The sequence below is a fragment of the Exiguobacterium oxidotolerans JCM 12280 genome (assembly GCF_000702625.1).
GTDB classification, from domain to species: Bacteria; Bacillota; Bacilli; order Exiguobacteriales; family Exiguobacteriaceae; genus Exiguobacterium_A; species Exiguobacterium_A oxidotolerans.
The window spans coordinates 1,282,721-1,307,500 of the sequence record NZ_JNIS01000001.1 but is presented as its reverse complement, the minus strand read 5'-3'; the positions used below and the strand labels follow the sequence as shown (position 1 = coordinate 1,307,500).

Here is a 24,780-nt window from a genome sequence, read left to right as displayed (position 1 = left end):
GGAGAAGGGACGCTCTACATGAGTAGAGCCGCAGTGAATAGGCCCAAACGACTGTTTAGCAAAAACACAGGTCTCTGCTAAATCGCAAGATGACGTATAGGGGCTGACGCCTGCCCGGTGCTGGAAGGTTAAGGGGATGGGTTAGCGCAAGCGAAGCTTTGAACCGAAGCCCCAGTAAACGGCGGCCGTAACTATAACGGTCCTAAGGTAGCGAAATTCCTTGTCGGGTAAGTTCCGACCCGCACGAAAGGCGTAACGATTTGGGCACTGTCTCAACGAGAGACCCGGTGAAATCATAGTACCTGTGAAGATGCAGGTTACCCGCGACAGGACGGAAAGACCCCATGGAGCTTTACTACAGCCTGATATTGAGGCTTTGTGCATGATGTACAGGATAGGCGGGAGACGTCGAGACCGGAGCGCCAGCTTCGGAGGAGTCACCCTTGGGATACCGCCCTTCATGCATAGAGTCTCTAACTCGCAGCCGTAATCCGGCTGGAGGACCGTGTCAGGCGGGTAGTTTGACTGGGGCGGTCGCCTCCTAAACAGTAACGGAGGCGCCCAAAGGTTCCCTCAGAATGGTTGGAAATCATTCGTAGAGCGCAAAGGCAGAAGGGAGCTTGACTGCGAGACCTACAAGTCGAGCAGGGACGAAAGTCGGGCTTAGTGATCCGGTGGTTCCGCATGGAAGGGCCATCGCTCAACGGATAAAAGCTACCCTGGGGATAACAGGCTGATCTCCCCCAAGAGTCCACATCGACGGGGAGGTTTGGCACCTCGATGTCGGCTCATCGCATCCTGGGGCTGGAGTAGGTCCCAAGGGTTGGGCTGTTCGCCCATTAAAGCGGTACGCGAGCTGGGTTCAGAACGTCGTGAGACAGTTCGGTCCCTATCCGTCGTGGGCGCAGGAAATTTGAGGAGAGCTGTCCTTAGTACGAGAGGACCGGGATGGACGCACCGCTGGTGTACCAGTTGTTCCGCCAGGAGCATCGCTGGGTAGCTACGTGCGGACGGGATAAATGCTGAAAGCATCTAAGCATGAAGCCCCCTCCAAGATGAGATTTCCCTTTGAGTAATCAAGAAAGACCCCTCAGAGACGATGAGGTAGATAGGTCACGGGTGGAAGCATGGTGACATGCGGAGCTGAGTGATACTAATCGGTCGAGGCCTTGTTCTAGCAGATGATTGTTGATGACTTCAGTTTTGAGGGCGCGAGCCCGTCGTCTGGTGACGATAGCCAAGTGGTCACACCCGTTCCCATGCCGAACACGGAAGTTAAGCACTTGAACGCCGAAAGTAGTTGGGGGCTTCCCCCTGTGAGGATAGGACGTTGCCAGGCAATTGAAAAAGACCGATCTGCATCTTGCAGGTCGGTCTTTTTTCTCTTTAACAGACAGGCAATTCGCTACTTATTGTCTGCTAGGATAAAGTCGATAGGAAGGAAAAAAGTAAAAGTGTTCATTCTCCCATTACTATGTTGTCTACATGCCGAATCAAGCTGACAGCTGCTTAATTAAAAGCAAAAAAAGCATTTTCTGAGTTATTTCAAGAAAATATTTAAATAAAATTAACGAATTCCTTGTAATTTACGAAACGACATGTTATATTAATATCTGTCGAAACGTTATATCATCGCGGGGTGGAGCAGTCTGGTAGCTCGTTGGGCTCATAACCCAAAGGTCGTTGGTTCAAATCCAGCCCCCGCAACCAATTTTTAAATAATTCAAATCCGAAACGTTTATCGTCGCGGGGTGGAGCAGTCTGGTAGCTCGTTGGGCTCATAACCCAAAGGTCGTTGGTTCAAATCCAGCCCCCGCAACCAATTTTAAACTTAACTTCAACTTTACTACGAAACGTTCAGCGTTTCGTATTTTTTTTTGCCTTTTTTATTCGGTACAATAGATACAATAGAGAAAGAGGATAAGAGGAGGGACGCAGGATGATAGAACTTGAAATGGCAAATCTAGAAGAGACGACGGCTCTCGCAATGACACTTGGGCACCAGGCCTTTGCTGGAATGGTCATTACGTTGGATGGAGATCTGGGAGCGGGGAAAACGGCGTTCACGCAAGGTTTCGCAAAAGGACTTGGTGTGACGCGTAACGTCAACAGTCCGACCTTTACAATCATGAAGGTCTACAGTGGACGACTCCCGTTATATCATATGGATGTCTATCGTTTAGAAGGATCTGGTGACGATATCGGTCTTGAAGAATACTTGAACGGCGACGGAGTGGCAGTCGTTGAGTGGTCAGAGTTGATTGCAGACGTCTTGCCTCCGGAACGACTCGTCATTACAATCGAACGGACAGGAGACGATGCACGACGTTTCCGTCTAGAACCGATTGGTGAGGCATACATTAAGATATGTGAGGGATTAAGCTTATGAAAATCGTAGCGATCGATACATCAACGAAACAACTTTCTGTCGCTTTATCGGATGGAACAGCCATCCTTGCTGAAGCATCGTATGTGACGTCCTTGAACCATGCCACGAAGTTAATGCCGTTACTCGAACGATTGATGCAAGAAGCAAACTGGTCACCAAAAGAGTTAACACGCATCGTCATCGCGGATGGTCCCGGTTCGTATACGGGGCTTCGAATCGGAGCGACAACAGCCAAAACACTTGCCTATACACTTGGTATCGAACTGGTAGCGGTCTCGACACTCGAACTGATGGCAGCTTCGACTGGACGGACGGGACGAGTCGTCGCAATCCAGGATGCCAGACGCGGAACAGGCTTTGTCGGTATGTATGAAGACGGCAAGCGCGTTGGCGACGAACAACACACGACAGTCGCTGACTTTGTTGCGACGTTACCGACAGATACGTTGATGACAGGTGATACGGAAAAATTCGTTGAAGCACTTGCACCGTTTGAAATCGTGGCGCCTGCGTTTCGGACACCACGGGCAGGCGTATTGGCTTTACTAGGCGCGACACGTGTCCCGGTGGACGTGCATGCATTTGAACCACGCTATTTACGCCTTGCCGAGGCAGAAGCGAAGTGGATTGAGGCGCAACGTCATGACTGACGCGCGTATTCGTAAAATGACAGTCGCCGATGCACCCGGTGTGCATGCGGTCGAACTGGAATCCTTTGCGACACCTTGGACGCTCACAGCCTTCATCGCGGAAATGACGCAAAATCCGAATGCCTATTACCTTGTCGCAGAAACGGACGAAATCATTGGCTTTGCTGGACTTTGGCATATCGCGGATGAAGGGCATATCACGAACGTCGCTGTGAAACGTACGGCACGTGGGCTCGGACTTGGTGAAGGATTGCTGGAGGAATTGATTGAAGTTGCGCGGGAACTTGGTCTGCGGGCAATGACGCTTGAAGTCCGCGTCTCGAATACACCGGCACGCACTTTGTATGAAAAACTCGGTTTTTTATATGCCGGAACACGCAAACGTTACTATCAAGACAACAATGAAGATGCAGCCATCTATTGGTTGGAACTAGAAGGAGACGAGACATGACACAACCATTGATACTTGCTATTGAATCAAGCTGTGATGAGACGGCAGCTGCCGTCGTCCGAGGAGGAACGGACGTCTTATCGAACGTCGTCTCGTCTCAAATCGAGAGTCATAAACGGTTTGGTGGTGTCGTCCCGGAAGTCGCGTCACGCCATCATGTCGAGCGGATCACCTATGTCATCGATGATGCTTTGACGGAAGCGAACGCAACGATTGACGACATCGATGCGATTGCCGTAACAGAAGGTCCCGGTCTTGTCGGTGCACTTCTCGTTGGGGTCAGTGCAGCGAAGGCACTCGCTTTCGCGCACGGTAAACCATTGCTCGGTGTCCATCATATCGCGGGACACATCTATGCGAACCGACTCGTCCAGGAACTCGAATTTCCGCTCGTCTGCCTGATTGCTTCAGGCGGCCACACGGAATTGATTTATATGCCGGAAGACGGTGTGTATGAAGTGATTGGTGAAACACGTGATGACGCAGCAGGCGAAGCATACGACAAAGTCGCGCGGACATTGAAGTTGCCGTATCCCGGCGGACCGCGGATTGATCAATTGGCACAAACAGGACAAGACACATTCCACTTCCCGCGGATTTGGCTCGAAAAAGATTCATACGATTTTAGCTTCAGCGGCTTAAAATCGTCTGTCATCAATGCGGTGCATAATGCAGAGCAACGGGGTGAAGTGATCATTCCGGAAGACTTGGCAGCAAGTTTTCAAGCGAGTGTCGTCGAAGTGCTCGTCGCTAAAGCGATTCGTGCCGTCAAAGAGAAGGGTGGAAAACAACTTTTACTCGCAGGTGGTGTCGCGGCCAACAAAGGGTTACGCCACGGATTGACGGAAGCTTGTCAGCGTGAAGGGATCACCCTCGTCATCCCACCGATGCACTTATGCGGTGACAACGCAGCGATGATTGGAGCCGCCGCGATTCATCCCTATCGGGCGCAGCGCCAATCGACACTTGCCATGAATGCAGAACCTGGGCTAGATTTAAAGTAAGGAATACGAGAGACATGGGGGAACCAACATGAAAAAAGTCATTATCGTCGTACTTGGTATACTCGTCGTCGTTGCGATCGGACTACAGATTCGCGAAATCGTCGATGCCTATCAAGTCGCTTACAAAGAGGAACTTGTCCCGGATAAGAAAGCAGTCGAAACGAATACGAAACTAGAACCATTGTACGAAATCGGTCGTGCCGAAGGAGAGCAAACGCGGATCGAGAAGCTGTATGCGTTTGACAAGACGGTAAATGGTCAATTAAAGAATGTCGTTCTCGTCGACCGGAAGTACGGATTAACGAATAAGGCGAGTGATGATTACTTCACGATCGCACCGGGTAAACCGGCGACCGATGCGGAAAAGGAATCCTTCCAGCCAATGGTCGACCGTCTTGATGCGGAGCAAGTACAGGCAGAAGTCATCTCGAAGCACGAAGTAGTCGCAGTCGAGAATGATAAGAAACGCACACTGACGCTCTTTAAAGTCTTTTATAAAGATACAGATCAAAAAGAGTACCTTTTCTTCATCGAAAAAGACGGTGGGCTAAAGCTAGATCTCTTCAAAAAAGGATATTCGCGTCTTGCGAATTACTAAAAAACAGCCGATCTTCCTCGATGTAACGGAGGAGTATTGGCTGTCTTTTTTAGTTAACTTCATTTCCATTCGAGCAAACCATTCAAGTCGTCATAGATGCTGTCGGGGTCGAGGTTTAGTTCTTCGACAGGTAAGCCGGACCGGTTGATCCAGGCCGTCCGGAACCCAAAGCTCTTCGCTCCGGTGATGTCCCAACCGTTCGAGGACATGAACAAAACTTCTTCACGTTTCAGACCAAGTGTGTTTAATGCATGCATGTAAGCAGCAGGCGTCGGTTTATATTGTTTGATGTCGTCGACGCTGATGATGTGGTCAAACAGTGATTCGAGTCCGGATTGTTCGATTAACGGATCAAGCATATCGTGGGAGCCGTTTGAAAAAACAGCAAGTTGTTTACCACTCATCTCGTGTAAGACAGCCTCGACTTCTTCATAATGCGACAGCTCGAGATACGCCTCCATCAAGGCGGCGATATTTTCTTCCGTCACATGTAACTTCAGTTGTAAGAGAGCATATCGGAGTGCATCACGCGTCACTTGACTGAACGGGACGTACTGTCCATTCAGTTGACGTAAAAAGGAATATTCGAGTTGCTTTTGGCGCCAGACTTGGCTGATGTCTGCACCATGCTCCGGATAGAGTTCTTCTGCTTTGACTTTAACAGCATGAACGTCAAATAATGTACCATAGACATCAAAGACGAGTGCTTTTATTGATTGTGTCATAGTTATCACCTTTCTACTTTCCGTGGTCTCTTTTAGTAGTTCCCAACATCGTCGGCAGACGAAACCTGTCCAGTCAGGCGTGATATGTAAGAAAAGGGGGAAACGACTGAAAAGGGCTTGTCGTGAAGAAATGGGGGGATATGATGTCACAACAACGAAAAATCTTAAAGATTGTAAGTATAATATCAATCGTCATCGGACTGATTTGGTTCAGTCGATCGTATTTGAACATTAGTCCGACAGAAATCAAGGAATGGATTCTATCGTTCGGAATGTGGGCACCGATTTTGTATATCGTCCTCTATACCGTACGTCCGTTGATCTTCTTTCCGGCCTCCGTCTTATCGATTACAGGGGGACTGGCCTTCGGTGCCTTGATGGGAACGGTCTATACCGTCATTGGTGCAACACTTGGAGCAGTCGTCGCTTTTTTAGTCGCGAAAAAGCTCGGCAAAGGAGTTATTAAGAACAGTGCCGGAAAAGTCGATCAAATCCAGCAACAGCTCGAGAAGAATGGGTTCATCTATGTCTTAATCTTCCGTCTGTTACCGATTTTTAATTTTGACTTGATTAGTTACGCAGCTGGACTCTCGAAAGTCCGGCTGTTGCCGTTTTTCTTAGCTACGTTGATCGGAATCATTCCCGGAACGTTTGCCTATAACTTTTTAGGGAGCAGCATCGTTTCGAAAGACCCACGGATCATCATCGGTGCAATCATCGTCTTTTTAATTTTGACGATCGTGCCGTGGTATCTTCAAAAACGCTGGAAAGCGAAAAAGAATCTTGGTTAAGCATTACATCACGGGACTCTTCCGATATCCGAAGAGCCCTCTTTTCTGTATAGCGATTGCTTCTTGAATGCGTTCTTTGTTAAAGCGTTAGTTCATGACAAGCCGTTCGACGTGCTTGAAAAATTCTTGTGCAAATGACTGGCAAGCCTGTTGTTTATCGGCAGTATCCGGCTCAAATTCAATCTTTAGGCCGGGTAAGACGACTTGTGCACCAGCTGACGTCAGAGCTTGTTCAAGCAAATCGACGGCCGCACAATATTTCGGATAATCGCGGTCACCGGAACCAAAGGCAGCGGCCGGAATGACGATTGAACTGGCAGCGAGCTCGTCGACGAAGTCTTCCGCTTCATATGGGAGATCACCGTCGCCCCACGTGTAAGAGCCAAGCAGGACGGCGTCATACTGTGCTAAGTCGCTTGGATATAGTTGATCGAGTTCTTCCGTCTGCACAAGGCAACCGTTTTGCTCGAGTTCTGATTTCAGTAAGTGCATGATGTCTTCCGTGTTGCCAGACATGCTGACGAAACCGATCATGATTTTCATGACATGACACATCCTTTCATGGTAGGGCACGATTTCATTCTAAATGAAAATGATTCTCAATGCAAAAAAGAATAAAAAAAGACACCACATGCATAGCATGGATGTCTTCTTCTCAGTCAATCTTGTAACTCTGCCCATTCTTCGATCGAACGAATCACAGGCTCAAGTTGACGACCTTTGTCAGTCAAACTGTATTGAATTTTTATCGGACGTTCCGGAATGACGGTCCGGGCGACGATACCTTCCGCCTCAAGTTCCTTCATGCGCTCCGTTAACATACGACCAGACAGCTCCGGAATCGCATCTTGAATTTCATTGAAACGACAGGTCTTCGTCAAGAGATGACGTAAAATCAAGCCCGTCCACTTCTTGCCCAATATTTCAAAGGCATGTTCGACTTTCGGACAAAGGGCCGTCGGAATTAGTGTATTCTCCATCAGCGCTCATCCTTTCTTATATATGTAGTATACCCACTTTAACGCTAAAATACGAATTATTTTACTTATAGTAATAAAAATAACGAAAACAAATCTATTTACTTTTAGTAAGCGTTGGCTTAGTATCAATAATAGGTTACTAATAGTAATTAAAAAACATTAAGTAAAAGGAGTTTTAGACATGATGGATTTAGGATTATTTTTGATTCGCTTAATTATCGGCTTAACATTTGCGGCACACGGAACACAAAAATTATTTGGCTGGTTCGGTGGACATGGTATCGCAGGGACGGGCGGTTGGTTTGAATCCATCGGGATGAAGCCCGGGAAAACACTCGCACTGATGGCAGGAATCGCGGAACTGGTCGGAGGATTATTATTCGCCGGTGGATTATTCCTGTGGATTGCAGCCCTCCTGATCATCGGTTCGATGATCGTCGCAATCGTCAAAGTGCATGGGACGAATGGTTACTGGGTGACACAAAACGGGTACGAATACAACATGGCACTGATCGTCATCGCCTTAGGCGTTGCGATGATCGGAGCTGGAGACTATTCACTCGCAGCACTTATCGGGTGATCGAAAAGGACGGTTTTTATGAAATTTGATGCAGCAGACTTAAGTCCAAAAGAAAACTATAAATTGTTGATCGGCAGCATCATTCCACGACCCATCGCGTTCGTGACGACGAAAGGGGCAGACGGAGTCGTCAATGCGGCACCATTTTCCTTCTTCACGGTCGCTTCAAGTAATCCACCGCAACTGGTCATCGCCGTCCAGCAGACGGAGCAAGGGCAAAAGGATACCGCAAAAAACATCTTGCTGAATCAGGAATACGTCATCCATATCGTCAGTGAAGAAATCGTCGAGGCAGTCAATGAAACCGCGGCACCGCTCGCATATGGTGAAAGTGAACTCGAACGGACGAATTTGACATTAGTCGATAGTGATTTGATTGATGTTCCGGCTGTCGCAGAAGCGAAGATCCGCTTTGAATTGAAGCTGACGGATCATCTCGAACTCGAAGGGGCCAACCTCTTGATTGGGGAGATCGTCCGGTATCACGTCGCGGATGAACTCGTCGAGTCGTTCCGGATTGATCCAGATGGTTTAAAAGCGATCGCCCGTCTCGCTGGGAACGACTATGCGAAAGTCGGAGACATCTTTACGATTGCCCGACCGACGAGCTGAAGGCGGATCGACGAGTAGAACTAGTATTTTTTAGAAGCAAAAAGGCACGTCCCGAACGCGGGACGTGCCTTCAGTGTATAGACAAACTCTTATAAATCACGAAAACTCTACATGAGGATGCTGTCGGTTCACGCTTCCCTGTCTCGCCTCGTCTTCAAAGCGGCAATCTTCCGCGCCGCTACAGCAGAGCTGCAGGGTCGCGACCGATTGCTTTTCGCTTTAAAAGCGATTCGAGACGGATTGCGCTCTAAACCGTCTACAGTCTAAAGGCACGTCCCGAACGCGGGACGTGCCTTTTTATGTCGGACAACGGAAGAAGTTACTCTGCATGGTGACGTTTTTCGTACTGGAAACCATCGAGTAGAAAAAAGAGAATCGCCAGTGCCCAAATCCCGAGACAACTAATCAAAAAGGCGACGAGCGGTGAAACGGCTCCGTAATAGCTGATGATTAACGGGTCATTCAGTTCAACGAACATCTGGGTCGTCAGCAACGTACAGATTAATCCGGATAAGAGGCTGATGAAGAGACCACTCCACGTCTTAATCACGAGGCCGATCATGCACGAGATGAGGATGAACAACAGGACGACGGCATTAAAGGCATCCGGCCGGATGAAGGCCGACACGTAGTCGGCATACATCGGAACGAAATAGAGAACCCCGGACAATAACCCTTGAACGAGGTTGATGACATAACTTTTCGAGCGCATTAGTGGAAACTCTCCCATCGTTCCATCAGTTCGAGGAGGTCCGTATCAATCTGATCCCGTTCTGCCGACAGCGCCGTCGCCTTCGGAATATCGTTGAAGACTTCCGGTTCGCAAAGCAGTTGTTCGATTTCAGTTGATCGAGTTTCCAGCCGTTCGATGTCTTGTTCGAGTTGTTCAAGCTGTTGTTTCTTTTTTCGTTCTTCTTTTTGCGCATCTTTGTCGATGCTTTTCGAAGCAGCGACTTTGATGGCTTTCGCTTCCTCTGCTTCGAGGCGGGCGATTTCTTCTTTCTCGGCTTTCTTCTCCATATAGTAAGAATAGTCGCCGAGATAATCCGTCACACCGTCCGGATTCATCTCGATGACGCGTGTCGCAACACGATCGATGAAGTAACGGTCGTGGGAGACGAACAGGAGCGTGCCTTCATAGTCGACAAGCGCGTTCTCAAGCACCATCTTCGAATCAAGATCGAGGTGATTGGTCGGCTCATCGAGAATGAGGACGTTCGTTTTGCGTAATTTTAACTTCGCGAGGGCGAGGCGTCCACGCTCGCCGCCGGATAATTCATGGACGAGCTTGAAGACATCATCACCGCTGAACAGGAATTGACCGAGGACGGACCGGACTTGTTGTTCCCGCATCAACGGCCACTCGTTCCAAATTTCATCGATGACCCGGTTGCGGTCGTTGAGCTCGGCTTGCTCCTGATCGTAGTAACCGACGGAAACGCCGGTCCCGAAACGATGTTCACCGAATAACGGTTTAATCCGGTTGACGAGGACTTTCAGTAACGTCGATTTTCCGATTCCGTTCGGACCAACGAGGGCGAGGGATTCGCCACGTTGTAAGCGGAACGTGATGCCTTTTGAGACGGCTTCTTCATAGCCGACCGCGAGTTGCGTGACTTGTAACACATCGTTCCCACTTTGTTTTTCAATTGGGAACGACAGGACGGTGCTGCGTTCATCCCCATCCGGACGATCGATCCGGTCGACTTTTTCAAGACGTTTGCGGACGCTTTGTGCGCGTTTCGTCGTCGTCGCCCGTGCGATGTTACGCTGGATAAAGTCTTGCATCTTCGCGATGTCTTCCTGTTGCTGTTCGAACTGCTTCATCTCTTGTTCGTAGAGTGCTGCTTTTTGTTCCAAGTATTTTGTGTAGTTGCCGGTAAACTTCCGACAGACGTTCCGTGACAATTCATAAACGACGTTGACGACCTGGTCGAGGAAGTAACGGTCATGGGAGACGATCAAGACCGCTCCACGGTAACCGGCCAGGTAACTTTCGAGCCAAGAGAGTGTATCGATGTCGAGGTGGTTCGTCGGCTCGTCAAGGATTAACAGCTCAGGTGCCTGAAGCAACATCTTCGCCAGTGCGAGTCGCGTCCGTTGTCCACCGGATAGCGTCTGGATCCGGCGTGAATAATCGTCCGGATAAAAACGCATCCCGTGCAGGACGGAGCGGATATTGGCTTCGAACTGGTAACCACCGGCGTCCGAGAAGTCATGTTGGGCCTGATCGTATGTTTTTAACAGACGGTCGTAAGCAACAGCATCATTTAAGATATGGTCCATCCCCATCTCGATCTCCATCCGACGGAGCGAACGTTCCTGCTCTTGCAGGTGCTCGAACACGGTCAACATCTCGTTCCAGATCGTTTCATTCGACTCAAGACCACTGTCCTGGGCGAGGTAACCGATTTTCACTTCCTTACTCTTCATGATCTCACCAGAGTCATGACTAAGCTCTCCAGCGATGATTTTTAAAAGTGTCGATTTTCCGGCACCATTTCGTCCGACGAGCGCAATCCGGTCCCGCTCCTGCACTTCGAGTTTAATATTGTCTAAAATCGGCTCAACACCGAATGATTTTGATAGTTGGTTCACTTGTAAGAGAATCATAAAAACATCCATCCTTCCACCCTTTAGTCTATCATGAAAAAAACGCAGGAGTCCCGTGGAATATATTATTTGTTAGTCTATGTGAAGTGGTTTACAATCAAAGAGAATAGAATTCTTTGCATTGATTTGGGTGCCACGTCAGAACGTGGCCGAAGGGGGAACTGCAGTATGAATGGGCCAGACACAAAAATACCACAAGCGACGGCGAAACGACTGCCGTTATATTATCGTTTCATTCAGAGTCTTTATAACTCAGGCAAGCTGCGCGTCTCTTCAGCAGAGCTCAGTGAAGCGGTCAAAGTCGACTCAGCGACGATCCGCCGTGATTTTTCCTACTTTGGGGCGTTAGGGAAAAAAGGATACGGTTACAACGTACAACATCTATTGACGTTTTTCCGAAAGACACTCAACCAGGATGAAGTCACGAATGTGGCACTTGTCGGGGTCGGGCATCTCGGAACGGCGTTTGCAAATTATAACTTTTTAAAGAATAATAGTACTCGGATAGTCATTGCGTTTGATGCGGACGAAAATAAGGTCGGAACAACGACGCAAGACGTTCCTATCTATCATGTCTCTGACATGAAAGAGCAAATCGAAGCGAACAAGGTTGATGTCGCCATCTTGACGGTCCCATCCCAGTTCGCGCAGTCAGTAGCGGATGAGTTAGTTGAGTATGGTGTGACCGGAATCCTAAACTTTACACCGGCGCGGTTGAACGTACCGGCCCACGTTCGGGTCCATCACATCGATTTGTCGATCGAGTTGCAGTCACTAGTTTATTTCATGAAGCATTATTCGCAATCAGCTGAAGGAGTGAAATCATAATGGAAAACCTTATTCCGTTAACCGTCGGATTTATGGGAGCAGGAAGCATCGCCTTGATCGGCGCCGTCGCGTTGATCATCTTCGGACCGAAAAAATTGCCGGAGCTCGGTCGTGCTGCCGGTCAGACGTTAAAAGAGTTCAAGAGTGCGACACACGGCATCATGGACGATGATAAAGACAACAAGGATGAATCGAAAGAGAAGTGATTAAATTATGGCGATTGATCAAGAACAGAGTGTGACATCGCATCTAGACGAGTTGCGCAAGCGGATCGTCTGGTCACTCATCATCGTCGTTGTCTTGTTCGCTGCGGCCTTTCCGCTCGTCCGGCCGCTCGTGCGTTTTTTGCAGTCGGACCTGAAAGAGCTCGGCATCGGACTGAATGCCTTTAATGTGGCCGACCCCTTGATGCTGTACTTGAATTTAGCGTTCATCATCGCGGTCGTCCTGGCTTCACCATTTTGGATGTACCAGCTATGGGCGTTCATCCGACCCGGTTTATTCGAACAGGAACAGAAAGCGACCTTGACGTATATTCCGGTCACGTTTTTCTTATTTTTGTCCGGAATCGCGTTCTCTTATTTTTGGTTACTTCCGTTTCTACTCAAAGTATCGACGGAACTTGGGCAAGAGCTCGGCATCGAGCAAGTCATCGGGGTCGAAAACTATTTCAGTTTCTTAATACGGCTGACGATTCCGTTCGGTATTTTGTTCCAACTGCCGGTCGTGACGATGTTCTTGACTCGTCTTGGACTCGTGACGCCATTGTTCATGCGGAAAAATCGGAAATACGCGTACTTTGCGCTGTTCGTCATCGCGGCTTTAATCTCTCCACCAGATGTGACGTCACATTTGATGATTTCGGTACCGTTGTTCGTTCTTTATGAAATCAGCATCATGATTTCAGCCCGGACTTACAAAAAAGTACTGATTCTTGAGCAACAAGCCGAGCTTGAACGGCAAGCGGATTTGATGCGTGAGTTGAATAAGTAACAGTAGCCTCTTAGACGTTTCGGCGCCTGAGGGGTTTTTAATTGGAAGCGCTATTTTTATATTGAAAAAGTGAATCGATATGGTTTATACTGATTACAAGAATACGAGGGGGCTTAGCTCAGCTGGGAGAGCGTTTGGCTGGCAGCCAAAAGGTCGTCGGTTCGAGCCCGATAGTCTCCATATGTACATCACTTGGCATTTGCCGAGTGATGTTTTTTTGTGATAGCGGTGATGATAAAAATAGAGCTTGCGACACGTATGAGGGTGATGAACCGATTGAAGTCGTTTTCTGTGTTTATCCTTTTGAGGGAATGGGAAATTTCTTAATAGGTAATCAAGAGGGGGAAGCATTATGAATCCATTTACGACGTTAATTGCTTTCATCGTCGGCTGTCTTGTTCTGTATCTCGGAATCCGGGATAAGAACGGTTGGTTGATTGGTGTCGCACTGATTCCGTTAGCAATTGTTGCGTATAGTGTCATCTATCTCATCATCCAAGTATCGGCCTAGAAACTCCTTTTTTAAGGAAGTTTCTTTTTTTTTGAAACATAACTGGTAAAATGTAAGTATATGACAGTATAGAACAACGGAGAGAAACGTGTGGCAGTTCGCTTGTGACATGGCTGGTATTTTTTGATTACACCGTTACACTAGCGAAATAGAGTTTGAAGGAGGAAAGACGGATGCAAACGGCACAGGATAAACGTTTACACGAATTGACGCTTGCCTACATTGATAAGAGTCAACTGCAAAAAAACGGCTGGGTGATGGCGGCAGTGGCTGCGACGCTCGGCATCTTTTCGGAGACGATGGATTCGTCACTTTACTTAGGCCTGTTACCGCTTGTATATCTGATTTTTGATTTCCCGTTCCAGTTGGAAAAACGGAGGATTTTAGAACGGTATCTTTCAAAAGATCAGATCATGACACAATCGATGCTGTGGCTCGGAATTCAGATCGTATTATACGGCTCGTTGCTCATGATCGTGCTCGAAACGAGCGATCTGTCCTTATGGAAGATGACTTTTTGGATCATCCTGATTCTTGCACCGCTTTATTTTGCGACCGACTGGTTGTTTAAGAAGATAGCGCGGTCAGGAGATCCTGACTTTGTCAGTGATCAGGAAGTGCATAAGCACGTGAAGTACCTGGAAGAATGACAGGCTTAAAGGAGAGAACATCATGCGTACGGCACGGGACGAACGGTTACACGAATTGACGCTTGCCTATATGGAGAAGGACATCTTAGGAACGAAATGGTTATGGACGTTCTTATTACTGATGAGTATCGGAATTTTAATGACCGTCTTTGATTCGGTTCTACTAACACTTTTGTTTCCGGCAGCTTTTCTTGGATCCAATCTTCGTTATCAAGTAAAAAAACGAAAAATTCTTGAATCGTATATTGGTAAAGAGCTGGCAACGAGATACTGGCGGTTTTGGCTTGTCCAAAACGTTGTCTTAAGTGTTACTTTTACAATCCTTTTAATACAGACGATGATTATGTCGTTTTGGCAGATGTGGAGTTTGATTCTTATTATCTTAGTTCCGATTTACTTCGTTTCTGAATGGTGGTTAAAAACTCAGATTCGGCGCGATGATCCAGATTTTGTCAGTGATCAGGAAGTATACAAAAATGTATAAAGTAGGAGCGAAAATTAAATGAATACATTGCTTGAAAAAAATGCACGGTTAAATCTGCTCGGACCACCGCTCAAAAAAATCCAACACTTGATTCCGATTCCTGTTTTAGTGGCCGCAGTCATCGGTTGGTTCATTCCGGATTTTTGGAAAACGGGACTGTTTACGTTATTTTCACTTCCGTTACTTTGTCTCGGGGGCGTCGTCCGTGAAATCATGCGTCTGCGGATTTTAAAACAACGCTTACCGACTGAATTGTATCAAGAGACCGTCTTGAAGGTCGGTCTGGCTTCAATGATCGGCTATTTTATGCCTGTGTTGTTGTTCTACGCGGGCTATCTCTTCCCGCAGTATTCAGGTGTCGCGTTTGCAATGATTCTGATCTGGGTGCTGGTAATTACGTTGTTTGTTTCCAAACTAAATGCGACGGCGAAACAACTGGATCCCGCCTTCGTGACGATGCGTGAGATTGAGCGCTACCGTAAGTAAACGACACACAAAAGAGGGAGGAAGACGATGGATAACATACAACACGAGCGGAAAATGGATTATATCCGATTTTCAAAACGGGCACGTTACATTCAAACGGCATTGTTTGGACTGGTATTGTTTACATTTCTTTTTTTAGCGGACGACTGGCACCTGACGGAATCATCGTTTCAGTACTTTTTGCTAGTCCCTTTGTTGTCCTATCAATGGATCGTCCGATTTTTGAAATACCGGTATTTCAAGAAGCGGTTTGACGGGCTTGAGGTCTGGGATCATCTCGGATTGCCTTATGTTGTGATCAGCACCTTCGAAGTACTGATCATCGTTCTGGTCCAATTCATCACGCCCTACGTGGCGCGTCCCGAATACATCGGACCGTTCCTTGTCTTTTTCCTAACGGTGCTGTCATTGGACCGGATTGTTGATAAACGGATTAAACGACTCGATCCGACACACTTATCGGAACAGGAATTGATCCGGGCGGAACGGGAAGAAAAACGAATCAAATATTAAAAACTGTTTTTTGCAAAAGGAGTCGAGGTCAGAAGAATGGCGAATCTAATCATCACAGTGATACTTTTTACATTGATTACAGTCGTTATCGTTTCTGTAATCACGTTAGTAGTGAAAAAAATTAAGAAATAAGTCGACTTGAATGTTGATTTCTAAACGAAAGAAGGAGCGGACTCGAAATCCACTCCTTCTTTCGTTTTCATTTTTTTCGGTGACACGTGGATTGTTATTTCTTTGACAGCAAATAAATGAAGTAAGGAGCACCGATGATCGCAACGACGATTCCTGCCGGGATGCCTTGCGGGTCAGCGATGTTCCGACCAATCGTATCGGCAAGGACGAGTAACCATCCGCCAATCAAGACGGCGATCGGTAAGAACAGTTGATGCCTAGGACCGACGAGGGCGCGCGCGATATGGGGCGCCATCAAACCGATGAAGGCGATCCCGCCTGTTACAGAAACGGCGGATGCAGCGAGTGCGACAGCGGTGAGTAACAGTTGGATGCGCTCCTTTTCAATCGCGACGCCGACGCCGATCGCAACCGGTTCATTCAGCGCCAGCAGATTGAGTTTGTTTGCTTTATAAAACGTAAACGGTACGAGAATGAGCAGCCAAGGCAACAACGCATAGACGAACGTCCAGTCCGTTCCCCAGATGTTCCCGGCGAGCCATTTGGCGATGAAGTCGACCTTCTCGCGGCGCGCGGATGAAATCAGGACGACCATGATGCCGGATAACGCCATCGAGAAGCCGACCCCGGTCAAAATCAGACGGATCGGTTGCAGGCCACGGACACGGTCATACGATAAGGCATAAATGGCAATCGCTGTGATCAATGCCCCGATGAAGGCAGCAACCGGTAACCCATAGATGAACGCACCGACATCGACCGGGAAGTAAAGGAAGAAGGCGGCGATGGCGACACCAGCACCTGTATTGATACCGATGATGCCGGGATCTGCGAGTTCGTTGCGGGTGATGCCCTGAAGAATCGCACCGGATAAGGCGAGTGCCATGCCGGCGAGTACCGTGATTAAAATCCGCGGCAGGCGGAGTGAGAACAAAACAAACTCTTCTTTGAACGATCCTTGACCGAACAGTGTCGGCAGAAGCCGGTCGTACGAGAGGGAAGCCGGCCCAAGCCCGATACTGATGATGATCGTTCCGAGCAATAACAGACTAAAGACGATAAAGATCAACCGCTGACGGCGGCGGAGCGATGTTTCAATCATGAGAACGCACGACCTCCTTTGCGGACGATGAGTAAGAAGAACGGCAGCCCGAGCATCGAGACGATCGCAACGACCGGTGTTTCGTATGGAGCATACAGTGTCCGGCCAATCGTGTCCGCGAGTAACATGAACGTCGCACCGAAGACGGCGGTCATCGGGAGGATGAAGCGGTAATCGGTGCCGACGATTGCGCGGACGATGTGCGGAATCATCAAGCCGATGAATGCCATGTTACCGACTAAAGCAACGGCGGCCCCGGCGAGCAGGATGACGACGACGTAGAGTACACCTTTAATCCGGGTGATGTTTTGCCCGAGCCCGAGTGCGACTTCTTCTGATAAGCTTAAAATCGTTAATTGACGTGAGAAGATCATCGCAATCGCGATGCCAATCAGGATGACGGGGGTGATGATTTGCAGTTGCCCCCAGGTCGTTCCAATCAGCCCGCCGGATGTCCATTGCGAAACGTCTTGAGCGATTTTGAAGTAAATACCGATCCCTTCTGCGATTGCGTATAAAAAAGCAGAAATCGCGGCACCGGCGAGGACGATTCGAAGTGGTGAAAACCCGCCACGTTTTGAGGCACCGATCCCGAAGACAAGTAAGGCACCGGCTGCTGCTCCAAGGAAACACGCGAGCATGATGCCATAGTAATTGATACCCGGGATGAAGACGAGCGCAAGAGCAAGGGCCGCGTTCGCGCCTGCCGTCAGCCCAAGCAGTCCGGGATCGGCAAGGGGATTACGTGTCATCGCCTGCATGATCGCACCGGAGACACCGAGTGCAGCCCCGACCAGCATCGCAGCGACTTCGCGTGGTAACCGGATTTCCTGAATGATTTTTGCTTTATCGTTCAAGGGACCGAACGTCAAAGCGTTCCAGACCTCACGTATCGTCGTGTCGGCGGCACCGAACGTCATCGAGATCCAGAACATGACGACGAACAGAAGTAAACCGAACGTGATTTTCAGTCCGAACGGGAATCGACCGGATGACATAGTTATCGTCTCACTTTCATTAGATAGTCAAAAAGGAGGGACCGAAAAATCGGTTCCCTCCTTATTTTTGTTACGCGCCAAGGAAACTTTTCTTGAAGAACTCGAGCTGACGTTCGAGCGTCAATGGATCATTGAAGTAAAATTCTTTCGAATCGACTTCGAAGACGTGGTTGTTTTTAACAGCAGGAATATTTTTGTATGTGTCTGTTTCTGTAAACGAGTTATCTGCTTCTGCCGTCTTACTGAAGATGAGGTAATCCCCTGCATATTCAGGTAAGACTTCCGGTGATAGCGCGTAATAGCCGTCTTTTAAGGCCATTTCCGTAACTTTTTCCGGCATCTTTAATTTCATTTCCTGGTAGAGGATTTCTGTCCCACGTCCCCAGTTGTCGCCGAAGACGTAAAGCTGTTTATCGAAGCTTTCGATGACAGAGACCGTCGCATCGTCACCTATTTTTGCTTTAATCTCTGTTCCGGCGTCCGCTGCGCGTGTCTGGAAGTCTTTGACCCAATCGCGTGCTTCTTGTTCTTTATTAAGCAATTTACCGATTTCGATATGTTGTGTCAAATAGTCGACTTTGCCGTACGTGTACGTGACGGTTGGAGCGATTTCTTTAAATTTATCGATGTTTTTCGTTGTATTGTAGCCGATGATGAGATCCGGCTCGAGTTCGATGACTTTTTCGACATTTTCTTCTGATACTTCCTGGACGTCTTTCAAATCAAACTTCGGATTTGATTTTGACCACGAGTCGACACCGACGAGTGGGACGTCGAGTGCCATGACGTTTCCGGCGAAACCGGCAAGGACGACGACGCGTTTCGGATCAGCCGGGACTTCGACGTCACCTTCTTCCGATTTATAGGTGATCGTTTCTTTTTTCGTATCGGAAGACGTATCTTCTGTTTTATCTGTATTGCCGCAGGCGGCGATGACGAGTGCTAAGAGTAATAAAATCGGTAAGAGTACTAGTTTCTTCATGTGGTTAATCTCCCTTGATTAAGTTGTAAGTGACACACATCGGCTTATTCGTCCGTGGATCACGACCGATTTCGGCATCGATATGAAATACTTCTTTTAAGACGTCATGCGAAATGACTTCCTCGCACGTTCCGGCTTTGACGACTTCGCCTTCTTTCATCGCGATGATGTAGTCGGCGAAACGGGCGGCCTGATTTAAATCATGTAACACCATGACGATCGTCCGGCCTTCCGTCCGGTTGAGATGCTCGAGCAGCTCGAGGACTTCGAGCTGGTGGGCGAGATCAAGGTAAGTCGTCGGCTCATCGAGGAAGATGATATCCGTCTCCTGCGCCAGCGCCATCGCAATCCAGACGCGTTGCCGTTGACCACCGGACAAGGCGTCGACCGGACGGTGTTTGAATGCCGTCGTATCCGTTGCCTCTAACGCCCAGTCAATGATCTCGTAATCATGTTTCGTTAAGCGACCAAATCCTTTTTGATAAGGAAAACGACCGTATGAGACGAGCTCTGCGACCGTTAGACCGCTTGCACTTTCCGGTGTCTGAGGCAGGATCGCCATTTTCCGGGCAAGCAGCTTTGTACTTTCCTTCGCAATATCGAGACCGTCAAGCAGGGCACGACCAGACTGATGGGGGATGATTCGGGTCATCGCTTTCAATAAGGTCGATTTACCGCAACCATTCGCACCGATGATTGTCGTGATTTGCCGATCCGGAATCTGAACCGTCAAGTCTTTGACGATGGTACGATCTCCGTATCCGATACTGATTTCTTCTGTTGCTAGACGTACCATACGCAGAGGCTCCTTCTCGTTTAAAGCTATTTTCATTGATAATGATTATCACTATCGTCTCCCTAACCATACCAGTCTCATAAAAACGCTGTCAACATTTTTTCTTGTCTTCAAGAGATGTTCACGTTATCATTGGGAATGAGAATGATAATCAGTCGTAGTCGAGAGCGAGGAGTGAGTGAGATGGAACAGCAGGAATTGTTTGACGTAACGGTAATTGGTGGAGGCCCGGCCGGGTTATACTCGACTTTCTATAGCGGATTACGCGGAATGAAGACGAAAATCATTGAATACCAGGCAGAGCTTGGTGGCAAGATTCATGTGTATCCGGAGAAGATGATTTGGGATGTCGGGGGACAGCCGCCGATTACCGGAGCGAAGCTGATTGAGCAACTCGTCGAACAAGGCTTAACGTTTAATCCGTCCGTGCACCTGAATGAAAAAATCATTTCGATCGCAAAAGACGTATTCGGAAACTTCGTCCTCGAAGCGGAGTCGGGAGAAATTCATTATTCGAAGACAGTCATCGTCGCTGTCGGTGGTGGGATACTCAATCCTCAAAAACTGAAGATTGAAGGGGCCGAACGGTACGAAGTGTCGAACTTGAACTATACCGTTAAATCGATTGAGCGGTTTAAAGATAAGACAGTCCTGATTTCAGGTGGCGGGAACTCCGCGATCGACTGGGCGAACGAGCTCGAACCGATTGCGAAAAAAGTTTACGTCACATACCGGAAAGACTGTTTCACAGGTCACGAGGCACAAGTCGACCAACTCGTCCGAAGCTCAGCCGTCTGTCTCCTCAACACGACGATTCATAAGTTGATCGCAAGCGACGATCACCACCGGATTGCGTCCGTCGAATTGATTGATTGTGCGACGGAAGTGACCAACATCGTTGACGTCGATGAAGTCATCATCAACCATGGCTACGAACGGGAAGCAGAGTTGCTCGCGAACTCGGAACTCGACATCAAACAAGTCGACGACTTTTATATCGCCGGTAACGCGTCGAGCGAATCAAGTGTACCGGGATTGTACGCAGCAGGAGATATTTTGACGCATGAAGGCAAGGTGAACTTGATTTCGGGGACATTCCAGGACGCGGCGAATGCGGTCAACCGGGCGAAGCAGTTCATCGAACCGGATGCTGCCAAAGTCGCGATGGTCTCATCCCACAATGAAGTTTTCAAAAAACGGAACCGTGAATTGATTCAAGAAATGGTCAAAGAAAAGTAAAAAACACCTGTCTTAAAGATTGCCCCTCGTCACATGGACGTCGGTCGTCTTTAAAGCAGGTGTTTTTTTGTTTAAGGATTAATCTTCATGCTCGTCTTCTTCAACGTGATAGTGCTCTGACTTCGTTTCTATAGATATGGGAGGGTTTTCGATCATGAGTCAGTAAAATATATGTTTTGTACGAAGGTTAATTCATGAAAGAGATGCATGCGAAAAGATTTTTCTTCTCGTGCTTTCCTCGGGCGAGGCGTAAGCCGTTGCTTCTTGATTCTAGCGAACAAGAAGCAGGGTCTTACTTGCCTCTGACAGCGCAAGGAGTCTTGCGCTTTTTCCCGTAGGAGTCACGAGAAGTAACTCTTTTTTGTCACTTCGATTATTTCGAAACGGGAACAAGCTGACGATAGTGCGTCTAAAAAACTGTTCGCCTGATTTTCCATGAGGATACAGTGAGCAAGAGACAAAAAAATCCGCCCTTTCACGAACTGAATCGGTCAAGAGGCGGACAGGTTACTTATTCTTTATCATTTTTTTTGTTTTGTTCTTTCTCAATCATCTTCTTCGCGGCCATCCGGAAGCGGAAAATCAAGTAAAGACGGTAAAAGTCGATCGCTGCGAACAGCGTCAACAGAATCGTCCAAAAGTTAAAGACGGTTCCTGCCTCGATCGAGTTGCTGTACGCGAGGTACATGAACAGAATACCGAACAGGGCATAAAATAATGCCATGAAGTTTGAGCCTTGGCGCATGAAAACACTACCTTTCGTAAGTTAAGTCGTGGCGTAAAGTGCAAGCACGACGATTCCGTTATTGAAGACATGAAGCGCAATCGGTGCTATGATGCGGCGTGTTTTGACGAAGACGAGTGAGAAAACAAAACTCATCGCGACGTAAATCAAAAACTTGTTGTCATTGTGGATAAGACCGAAGATGAGCCCACTGAGAACAAAGCTGAAGACGAAGTTCAGTTTTGTCGACAAGTTCCCGAACATGATGTGGCGGAATAAAAATTCTTCCATAATCGGTCCGAGTAAGACGACCATCACCTGTAATAAGGGAATGACACGCATCGCTTTAAAGATTTGATCGGTGTTTTGTGATTTCGCGACGTTCTCAATCCCGCCAGCCATCCAGGCGTCAAGCAGATTGATACTAATCAGTAAGGCGTAAAGCAACACGATGCCGATCCCGATCCACTTTAATGTGTCGATCGGATCCGTCTGGTTGCCCTCTGCTTTCCACTTCTGCCAGTCAGGACGAAGACAGAAGAACGAGACGATGACAGCGACGGTAAAGCCAATCGCAAGCCACCAGCCGACGACACTCGGAATTTGATTTTCAGGGATGAAGTATCTGAACGTACCTGGAACAAGCTGGACGATCAAATAAATCACAATCGGAATGACGTGACGGATTTGCCACTTATCAGCCATGTTGAATGGCAGATTGACGGAATTTTTCATCGGTCGGGACACAACTCCTTTGTATTGAAGGTACTGTCCCGATTGTAACAAACAAACTGGCCGGGCGCACGAATGGTGATGGTTCAAAGATGGCGATTTCGGGAAAACGGATAAGGGTTCAGGGTTGAATTCCAATCGAAAACCGTTTAAGATAAAAATATGTTAGCACTCCATTAAAGTGAGTGCTAAAAAACAGTCATTTTCAAGGAGGATGTTTCGCATGTTAAAACCACTTGGTGATCGCATCGTGATCGAAGTCGTTAAAAAAGAAGAAACAACACTCGGAGGAATCGTTCTTCCTGGGTCAGCGAAAGAAAAGCCACAAGAGGGTAAAGTCATCGCTGTCGGTACAGGCCGTGTGACAGAGCAGGGTGTACGTGTACCACTTGAAGTGAACGTCGGCGACCATGTCATCTACGCACAGTATGCCGGGTCAGAAGTCAAAGTCGACGGCAATGAATACTTAATCTTACGCGAAAGCGATATTTTAGCAGTAGCACAATAATAAAAGGGGGATTTCAGTCATGGCAAAAGATATCTTATTCAGTGAAGAAGCACGCCGCGCGATGCTCCGCGGTGTCGACGCATTAGCAGACGCAGTCAAAGTGACGATCGGACCAAAAGGACGCAACGTCGTCCTCGAACGTAAATTCGGTTCACCACTCATCACGAACGATGGTGTGACGATCGCAAAAGAAATCGAACTCGAAGACCACTTTGAAAACATGGGTGCGAAACTCGTCGCGGAAGTCGCGTCGAAAACGAACGAAATCGCAGGGGATGGTACGACAACAGCGACAGTCCTCGCACAAGCGATGATCCGTGAAGGACTCAAAAACGTCACAGCGGGCGCAAACCCGATGGTTATCCGTAAAGGAATCGAAAAAGCAGTCCGTCGTGCCGTTGAAGAGCTCCACGAAATCGCAAAACCAATCGAAGGCAAAGAAGCAATCGCACAAGTTGCGGCGATTTCTGCTGCTGACGAAGAAGTCGGTCAACTGATTGCGGAAGCAATGGAACGTGTCGGTCAGGATGGTGTCATCACAATCGAAGAATCACGCGGCTTCACGACAGAACTCGACGTTGTTGAAGGAATGCAATTCGACCGTGGATATGCATCACCATACATGATTACAGATTCAGATAAGATGGAAGCGGTCCTTGAGAACCCGTACATCTTAGTCACAGATAAAAAAATCTCGAACATCCAGGAAATCTTGCCGGTCCTTGAGCAAGTCGTCCAACAAAACAAACCGCTCTTGATCATCGCGGAAGATGTTGAAGGCGAAGCACTCGCGACACTCGTCGTCAACAAACTCCGTGGTACGTTCAACGCGGTTGCGGTCAAAGCACCAGGCTTCGGTGACCGTCGTAAAGCGATGCTCGAAGACATCTCAATCGTCACAGGCGCAGAGTTGATCACTGAAGAGCTTGGTCTTGATTTAAAAGAAACACAAATCATGCAACTCGGTCGTGCGTCGAAAGTCGTCGTCTCAAAAGACAACACGACAATCGTCGAAGGACACGGACACAGTGATTCAATCGAAGCACGTGTCGGCGCCATCCGTGCGCAAATCGAAGAAACGTCAAGCGACTTCGACCGTGAAAAACTGCAAGAGCGTCTCGCGAAACTCGCGGGCGGCGTAGCTGTCGTCAAAGTCGGGGCAGCAACGGAAACAGAATTGAAAGAACGCAAACTCCGGATTGAAGATGCACTAAATGCGACACGTGCAGCCGTCGAAGAAGGAATCGTTGCCGGTGGGGGAACAGCCTTTATCCATGTGACGAAAGCCGTCGAATCGATTCTTGCTGTCTCAACAGGTGACGAAGCGACAGGCGTCAACATCGTTCTCCGTGCACTCGAAGCACCACTCCGTCAAATCGCGGAAAACGCCGGTCAAGAAGGTTCAGTCATCGTCGAACGTCTCAAGCATGAAGCACAAGGCATGGGCTACAACGCCGCGACAGACGAGTACGTCGACATGATTGAAGCGGGAATCGTCGACCCGGCGAAAGTGACGCGTTCAGCACTTCAAAACGCAGCGTCTGTTTCAGCGATGTTCCTGACGACAGAAGCCGTCATCGCCGACAAACCGGAACCAGCCGGATCTGCTCCTGCAATGCCTGATATGGGCGGCATGGGTGGAATGGGCGGAATGATGTAAAATATAAGCATTCAACCCGTTGATTGGTAGAATTAGATCGAAGGATTGC

At 48.2% G+C, this 24,780-nt stretch carries 30 protein-coding genes, 3 tRNA genes and 2 rRNA genes (1 of these 35 running past the window's edge); 24 read left to right on the top strand and 11 right to left on the bottom strand.

What is annotated here, in order from left to right; genetic code table 11:
- From P403_RS0106625 to P403_RS0106585, 9 genes are all read left to right on the top strand, one after another.
- Window positions 1-1,177: ribosomal RNA gene (locus P403_RS0106625) — 23S ribosomal RNA — on the top strand; it begins 1,738 nt to the left of the window's first position.
- A gap of 46 nt (window positions 1,178-1,223) precedes the next feature.
- A 5S ribosomal RNA gene (gene rrf, locus P403_RS0106620) occupies window positions 1,224-1,339 on the top strand.
- Window positions 1,340-1,633: 294 nt separating this feature from the next.
- Window positions 1,634-1,710: transfer RNA gene (locus tag P403_RS0106615), tRNA-Met, on the top strand.
- A gap of 35 nt (window positions 1,711-1,745) precedes the next feature.
- Window positions 1,746-1,822 (top strand) — tRNA-Met (locus P403_RS0106610).
- A 117-nt stretch (window positions 1,823-1,939) separates the two neighbouring features.
- Entirely contained in the window at window positions 1,940-2,389 is a 450-nt protein-coding gene (gene tsaE / locus P403_RS0106605) for a tRNA (adenosine(37)-N6)-threonylcarbamoyltransferase complex ATPase subunit type 1 TsaE (protein ID WP_029331908.1), read from the top strand.
- A complete protein-coding gene (gene tsaB, locus P403_RS0106600; RefSeq protein ID WP_029331903.1) occupies window positions 2,386-3,039 on the top strand; it encodes a tRNA (adenosine(37)-N6)-threonylcarbamoyltransferase complex dimerization subunit type 1 TsaB in 654 nt (217 codons plus the stop codon). The genes tsaE and tsaB overlap by 4 nt, the downstream gene beginning before the upstream one ends.
- Complete coding sequence (gene rimI, locus P403_RS0106595) at window positions 3,032-3,490, top strand: ribosomal protein S18-alanine N-acetyltransferase (RefSeq protein ID WP_029331901.1); 459 nt, start codon at window positions 3,032-3,034, stop codon at window positions 3,488-3,490. Before tsaB ends, rimI begins: the two co-directional genes overlap by 8 nt.
- Window positions 3,487-4,494 (top strand): tRNA (adenosine(37)-N6)-threonylcarbamoyltransferase complex transferase subunit TsaD, encoded by a 1,008-nt coding sequence (gene tsaD, locus P403_RS0106590; RefSeq protein WP_029331898.1) that lies wholly within the window; start codon window positions 3,487-3,489, stop codon window positions 4,492-4,494. Before rimI ends, tsaD begins: the two co-directional genes overlap by 4 nt.
- Before the next feature lie 28 nt (window positions 4,495-4,522).
- Complete coding sequence (locus P403_RS0106585) at window positions 4,523-5,092, top strand: hypothetical protein (protein WP_029331892.1); 570 nt, start codon at window positions 4,523-4,525, stop codon at window positions 5,090-5,092.
- Between the two features lie 59 nt (window positions 5,093-5,151).
- Here P403_RS0106585 and P403_RS0106580 read toward each other — a convergent pair whose 3' ends face one another.
- The gene (locus tag P403_RS0106580; protein WP_029331891.1) at window positions 5,152-5,817 is read right to left on the bottom strand and encodes a haloacid dehalogenase type II; all 666 of its coding nucleotides are present in this window, start codon (window positions 5,815-5,817) and stop codon (window positions 5,152-5,154) included.
- Between the two features lie 143 nt (window positions 5,818-5,960).
- On the opposite strand from P403_RS0106580, the gene P403_RS0106575 reads away from it, so the two are divergent.
- Window positions 5,961-6,608, top strand: coding sequence for a TVP38/TMEM64 family protein (locus P403_RS0106575; protein WP_029331890.1), 648 nt, complete (start codon window positions 5,961-5,963; stop codon window positions 6,606-6,608).
- Window positions 6,609-6,695: 87 nt separating this feature from the next.
- Here P403_RS0106575 and P403_RS0106570 read toward each other — a convergent pair whose 3' ends face one another.
- Window positions 6,696-7,151 carry a flavodoxin domain-containing protein gene (locus P403_RS0106570; protein WP_034801008.1) on the bottom strand — a complete coding sequence of 152 codons (456 nt, stop codon included), beginning with the start codon at window positions 7,149-7,151 and terminating at the stop codon, window positions 6,696-6,698.
- A 116-nt stretch (window positions 7,152-7,267) separates the two neighbouring features.
- Window positions 7,268-7,588, bottom strand: coding sequence for a winged helix-turn-helix transcriptional regulator (locus P403_RS0106565; protein ID WP_029331888.1), 321 nt, complete (start codon window positions 7,586-7,588; stop codon window positions 7,268-7,270).
- Between the two features lie 181 nt (window positions 7,589-7,769).
- Here P403_RS0106565 and P403_RS0106560 point away from each other — a divergent pair, with 181 nt between their 5' ends.
- The gene (locus P403_RS0106560) at window positions 7,770-8,168 is read left to right on the top strand and encodes a DoxX family protein (RefSeq protein WP_029331885.1); all 399 of its coding nucleotides are present in this window, start codon (window positions 7,770-7,772) and stop codon (window positions 8,166-8,168) included.
- An 18-nt stretch (window positions 8,169-8,186) separates the two neighbouring features.
- On the top strand, window positions 8,187-8,780 hold the full coding sequence (locus P403_RS0106555; RefSeq protein ID WP_029331884.1) for a flavin reductase family protein: 594 nt from the start codon (window positions 8,187-8,189) through the stop codon (window positions 8,778-8,780).
- Between the two features lie 319 nt (window positions 8,781-9,099).
- Here the strand turns inward: P403_RS0106555 and P403_RS0106550 are convergent, their stop codons facing one another.
- Both P403_RS0106550 and P403_RS0106545 read right to left on the bottom strand, forming a co-directional pair.
- Window positions 9,100-9,492 (bottom strand): hypothetical protein, encoded by a 393-nt coding sequence (locus P403_RS0106550; protein WP_029331882.1) that lies wholly within the window; start codon window positions 9,490-9,492, stop codon window positions 9,100-9,102.
- Window positions 9,492-11,393 carry an ABC-F family ATP-binding cassette domain-containing protein gene (locus P403_RS0106545; RefSeq protein ID WP_029331880.1) on the bottom strand — a complete coding sequence of 634 codons (1,902 nt, stop codon included), beginning with the start codon at window positions 11,391-11,393 and terminating at the stop codon, window positions 9,492-9,494. Before P403_RS0106545 ends, P403_RS0106550 begins: the two co-directional genes overlap by 1 nt.
- Window positions 11,394-11,561: 168 nt before the next feature.
- Between P403_RS0106545 and P403_RS0106540 the strand changes: the two genes are divergently transcribed.
- The 9 genes from P403_RS0106540 to P403_RS0106500 all read left to right on the top strand — a co-directional run bounded on the left by P403_RS0106540 (window position 11,562) and on the right by P403_RS0106500 (window position 15,858).
- Window positions 11,562-12,221 carry a redox-sensing transcriptional repressor Rex gene (locus P403_RS0106540; RefSeq protein ID WP_029331878.1) on the top strand — a complete coding sequence of 220 codons (660 nt, stop codon included), beginning with the start codon at window positions 11,562-11,564 and terminating at the stop codon, window positions 12,219-12,221.
- Window positions 12,221-12,427, top strand: coding sequence for a twin-arginine translocase TatA/TatE family subunit (locus tag P403_RS0106535; RefSeq protein WP_029331876.1), 207 nt, complete (start codon window positions 12,221-12,223; stop codon window positions 12,425-12,427). The genes P403_RS0106540 and P403_RS0106535 overlap by 1 nt, the downstream gene beginning before the upstream one ends.
- A gap of 7 nt (window positions 12,428-12,434) precedes the next feature.
- Window positions 12,435-13,214 carry a twin-arginine translocase subunit TatC gene (gene tatC, locus P403_RS0106530; RefSeq protein ID WP_029331875.1) on the top strand — a complete coding sequence of 260 codons (780 nt, stop codon included), beginning with the start codon at window positions 12,435-12,437 and terminating at the stop codon, window positions 13,212-13,214.
- Between the two features lie 107 nt (window positions 13,215-13,321).
- Window positions 13,322-13,394, top strand: a tRNA-Ala gene (locus P403_RS0106525).
- Window positions 13,395-13,566: 172 nt separating this feature from the next.
- Window positions 13,567-13,725, top strand: coding sequence for a hypothetical protein (locus P403_RS16655; RefSeq protein WP_034801002.1), 159 nt, complete (start codon window positions 13,567-13,569; stop codon window positions 13,723-13,725).
- 173 nt (window positions 13,726-13,898) lie between these two features.
- On the top strand, window positions 13,899-14,375 hold the full coding sequence (locus P403_RS0106515) for a hypothetical protein (protein WP_029331874.1): 477 nt from the start codon (window positions 13,899-13,901) through the stop codon (window positions 14,373-14,375).
- Window positions 14,376-14,397: 22 nt separating this feature from the next.
- A complete protein-coding gene (locus P403_RS0106510; protein ID WP_029331872.1) occupies window positions 14,398-14,859 on the top strand; it encodes a hypothetical protein in 462 nt (153 codons plus the stop codon).
- 18 nt (window positions 14,860-14,877) lie between these two features.
- Window positions 14,878-15,345 (top strand): hypothetical protein, encoded by a 468-nt coding sequence (locus P403_RS0106505; RefSeq protein WP_029331871.1) that lies wholly within the window; start codon window positions 14,878-14,880, stop codon window positions 15,343-15,345.
- 27 nt (window positions 15,346-15,372) lie between these two features.
- Complete coding sequence (locus P403_RS0106500) at window positions 15,373-15,858, top strand: hypothetical protein (RefSeq protein ID WP_029331870.1); 486 nt, start codon at window positions 15,373-15,375, stop codon at window positions 15,856-15,858.
- Window positions 15,859-16,084: 226 nt separating this feature from the next.
- Here the strand turns inward: P403_RS0106500 and P403_RS0106495 are convergent, their stop codons facing one another.
- The 4 genes from P403_RS0106495 to P403_RS0106480 all read right to left on the bottom strand — a co-directional run bounded on the left by P403_RS0106495 (window position 16,085) and on the right by P403_RS0106480 (window position 19,868).
- A complete protein-coding gene (locus P403_RS0106495) occupies window positions 16,085-17,092 on the bottom strand; it encodes a FecCD family ABC transporter permease (protein ID WP_029331868.1) in 1,008 nt (335 codons plus the stop codon).
- A complete protein-coding gene (locus tag P403_RS0106490; protein WP_029331866.1) occupies window positions 17,089-18,090 on the bottom strand; it encodes a FecCD family ABC transporter permease in 1,002 nt (333 codons plus the stop codon). Before P403_RS0106490 ends, P403_RS0106495 begins: the two co-directional genes overlap by 4 nt.
- A 70-nt stretch (window positions 18,091-18,160) precedes the next feature.
- Complete coding sequence (locus P403_RS0106485) at window positions 18,161-19,072, bottom strand: iron-hydroxamate ABC transporter substrate-binding protein (RefSeq protein WP_029331865.1); 912 nt, start codon at window positions 19,070-19,072, stop codon at window positions 18,161-18,163.
- Window positions 19,073-19,076: 4 nt separating this feature from the next.
- Window positions 19,077-19,868, bottom strand: coding sequence for an ABC transporter ATP-binding protein (locus tag P403_RS0106480; protein ID WP_029331864.1), 792 nt, complete (start codon window positions 19,866-19,868; stop codon window positions 19,077-19,079).
- Window positions 19,869-20,051: 183 nt separating this feature from the next.
- Between P403_RS0106480 and P403_RS0106475 the strand changes: the two genes are divergently transcribed.
- Complete coding sequence (locus P403_RS0106475) at window positions 20,052-21,107, top strand: NAD(P)/FAD-dependent oxidoreductase (protein WP_029331863.1); 1,056 nt, start codon at window positions 20,052-20,054, stop codon at window positions 21,105-21,107.
- Between the two features lie 511 nt (window positions 21,108-21,618).
- Here the strand turns inward: P403_RS0106475 and P403_RS0106470 are convergent.
- Both P403_RS0106470 and P403_RS0106465 read right to left on the bottom strand, forming a co-directional pair.
- Window positions 21,619-21,852: a DUF4305 domain-containing protein gene (locus tag P403_RS0106470; protein ID WP_029331862.1), complete on the bottom strand. Its 234-nt coding sequence runs from the start codon at window positions 21,850-21,852 to the stop codon at window positions 21,619-21,621.
- Between the two features lie 21 nt (window positions 21,853-21,873).
- The gene (locus P403_RS0106465) at window positions 21,874-22,566 is read right to left on the bottom strand and encodes a CPBP family intramembrane glutamic endopeptidase (RefSeq protein WP_029331861.1); all 693 of its coding nucleotides are present in this window, start codon (window positions 22,564-22,566) and stop codon (window positions 21,874-21,876) included.
- Window positions 22,567-22,786: 220 nt separating this feature from the next.
- On the opposite strand from P403_RS0106465, the gene groES reads away from it, so the two are divergent.
- Window positions 22,787-23,071: a co-chaperone GroES gene (groES, locus tag P403_RS0106460; protein ID WP_029331860.1), complete on the top strand. Its 285-nt coding sequence runs from the start codon at window positions 22,787-22,789 to the stop codon at window positions 23,069-23,071.
- Window positions 23,072-23,090: 19 nt separating this feature from the next.
- On the top strand, window positions 23,091-24,731 hold the full coding sequence (gene groL / locus P403_RS0106455; protein WP_029331859.1) for a chaperonin GroEL: 1,641 nt from the start codon (window positions 23,091-23,093) through the stop codon (window positions 24,729-24,731).
- Window positions 24,732-24,780 lie beyond the last annotated feature (49 nt).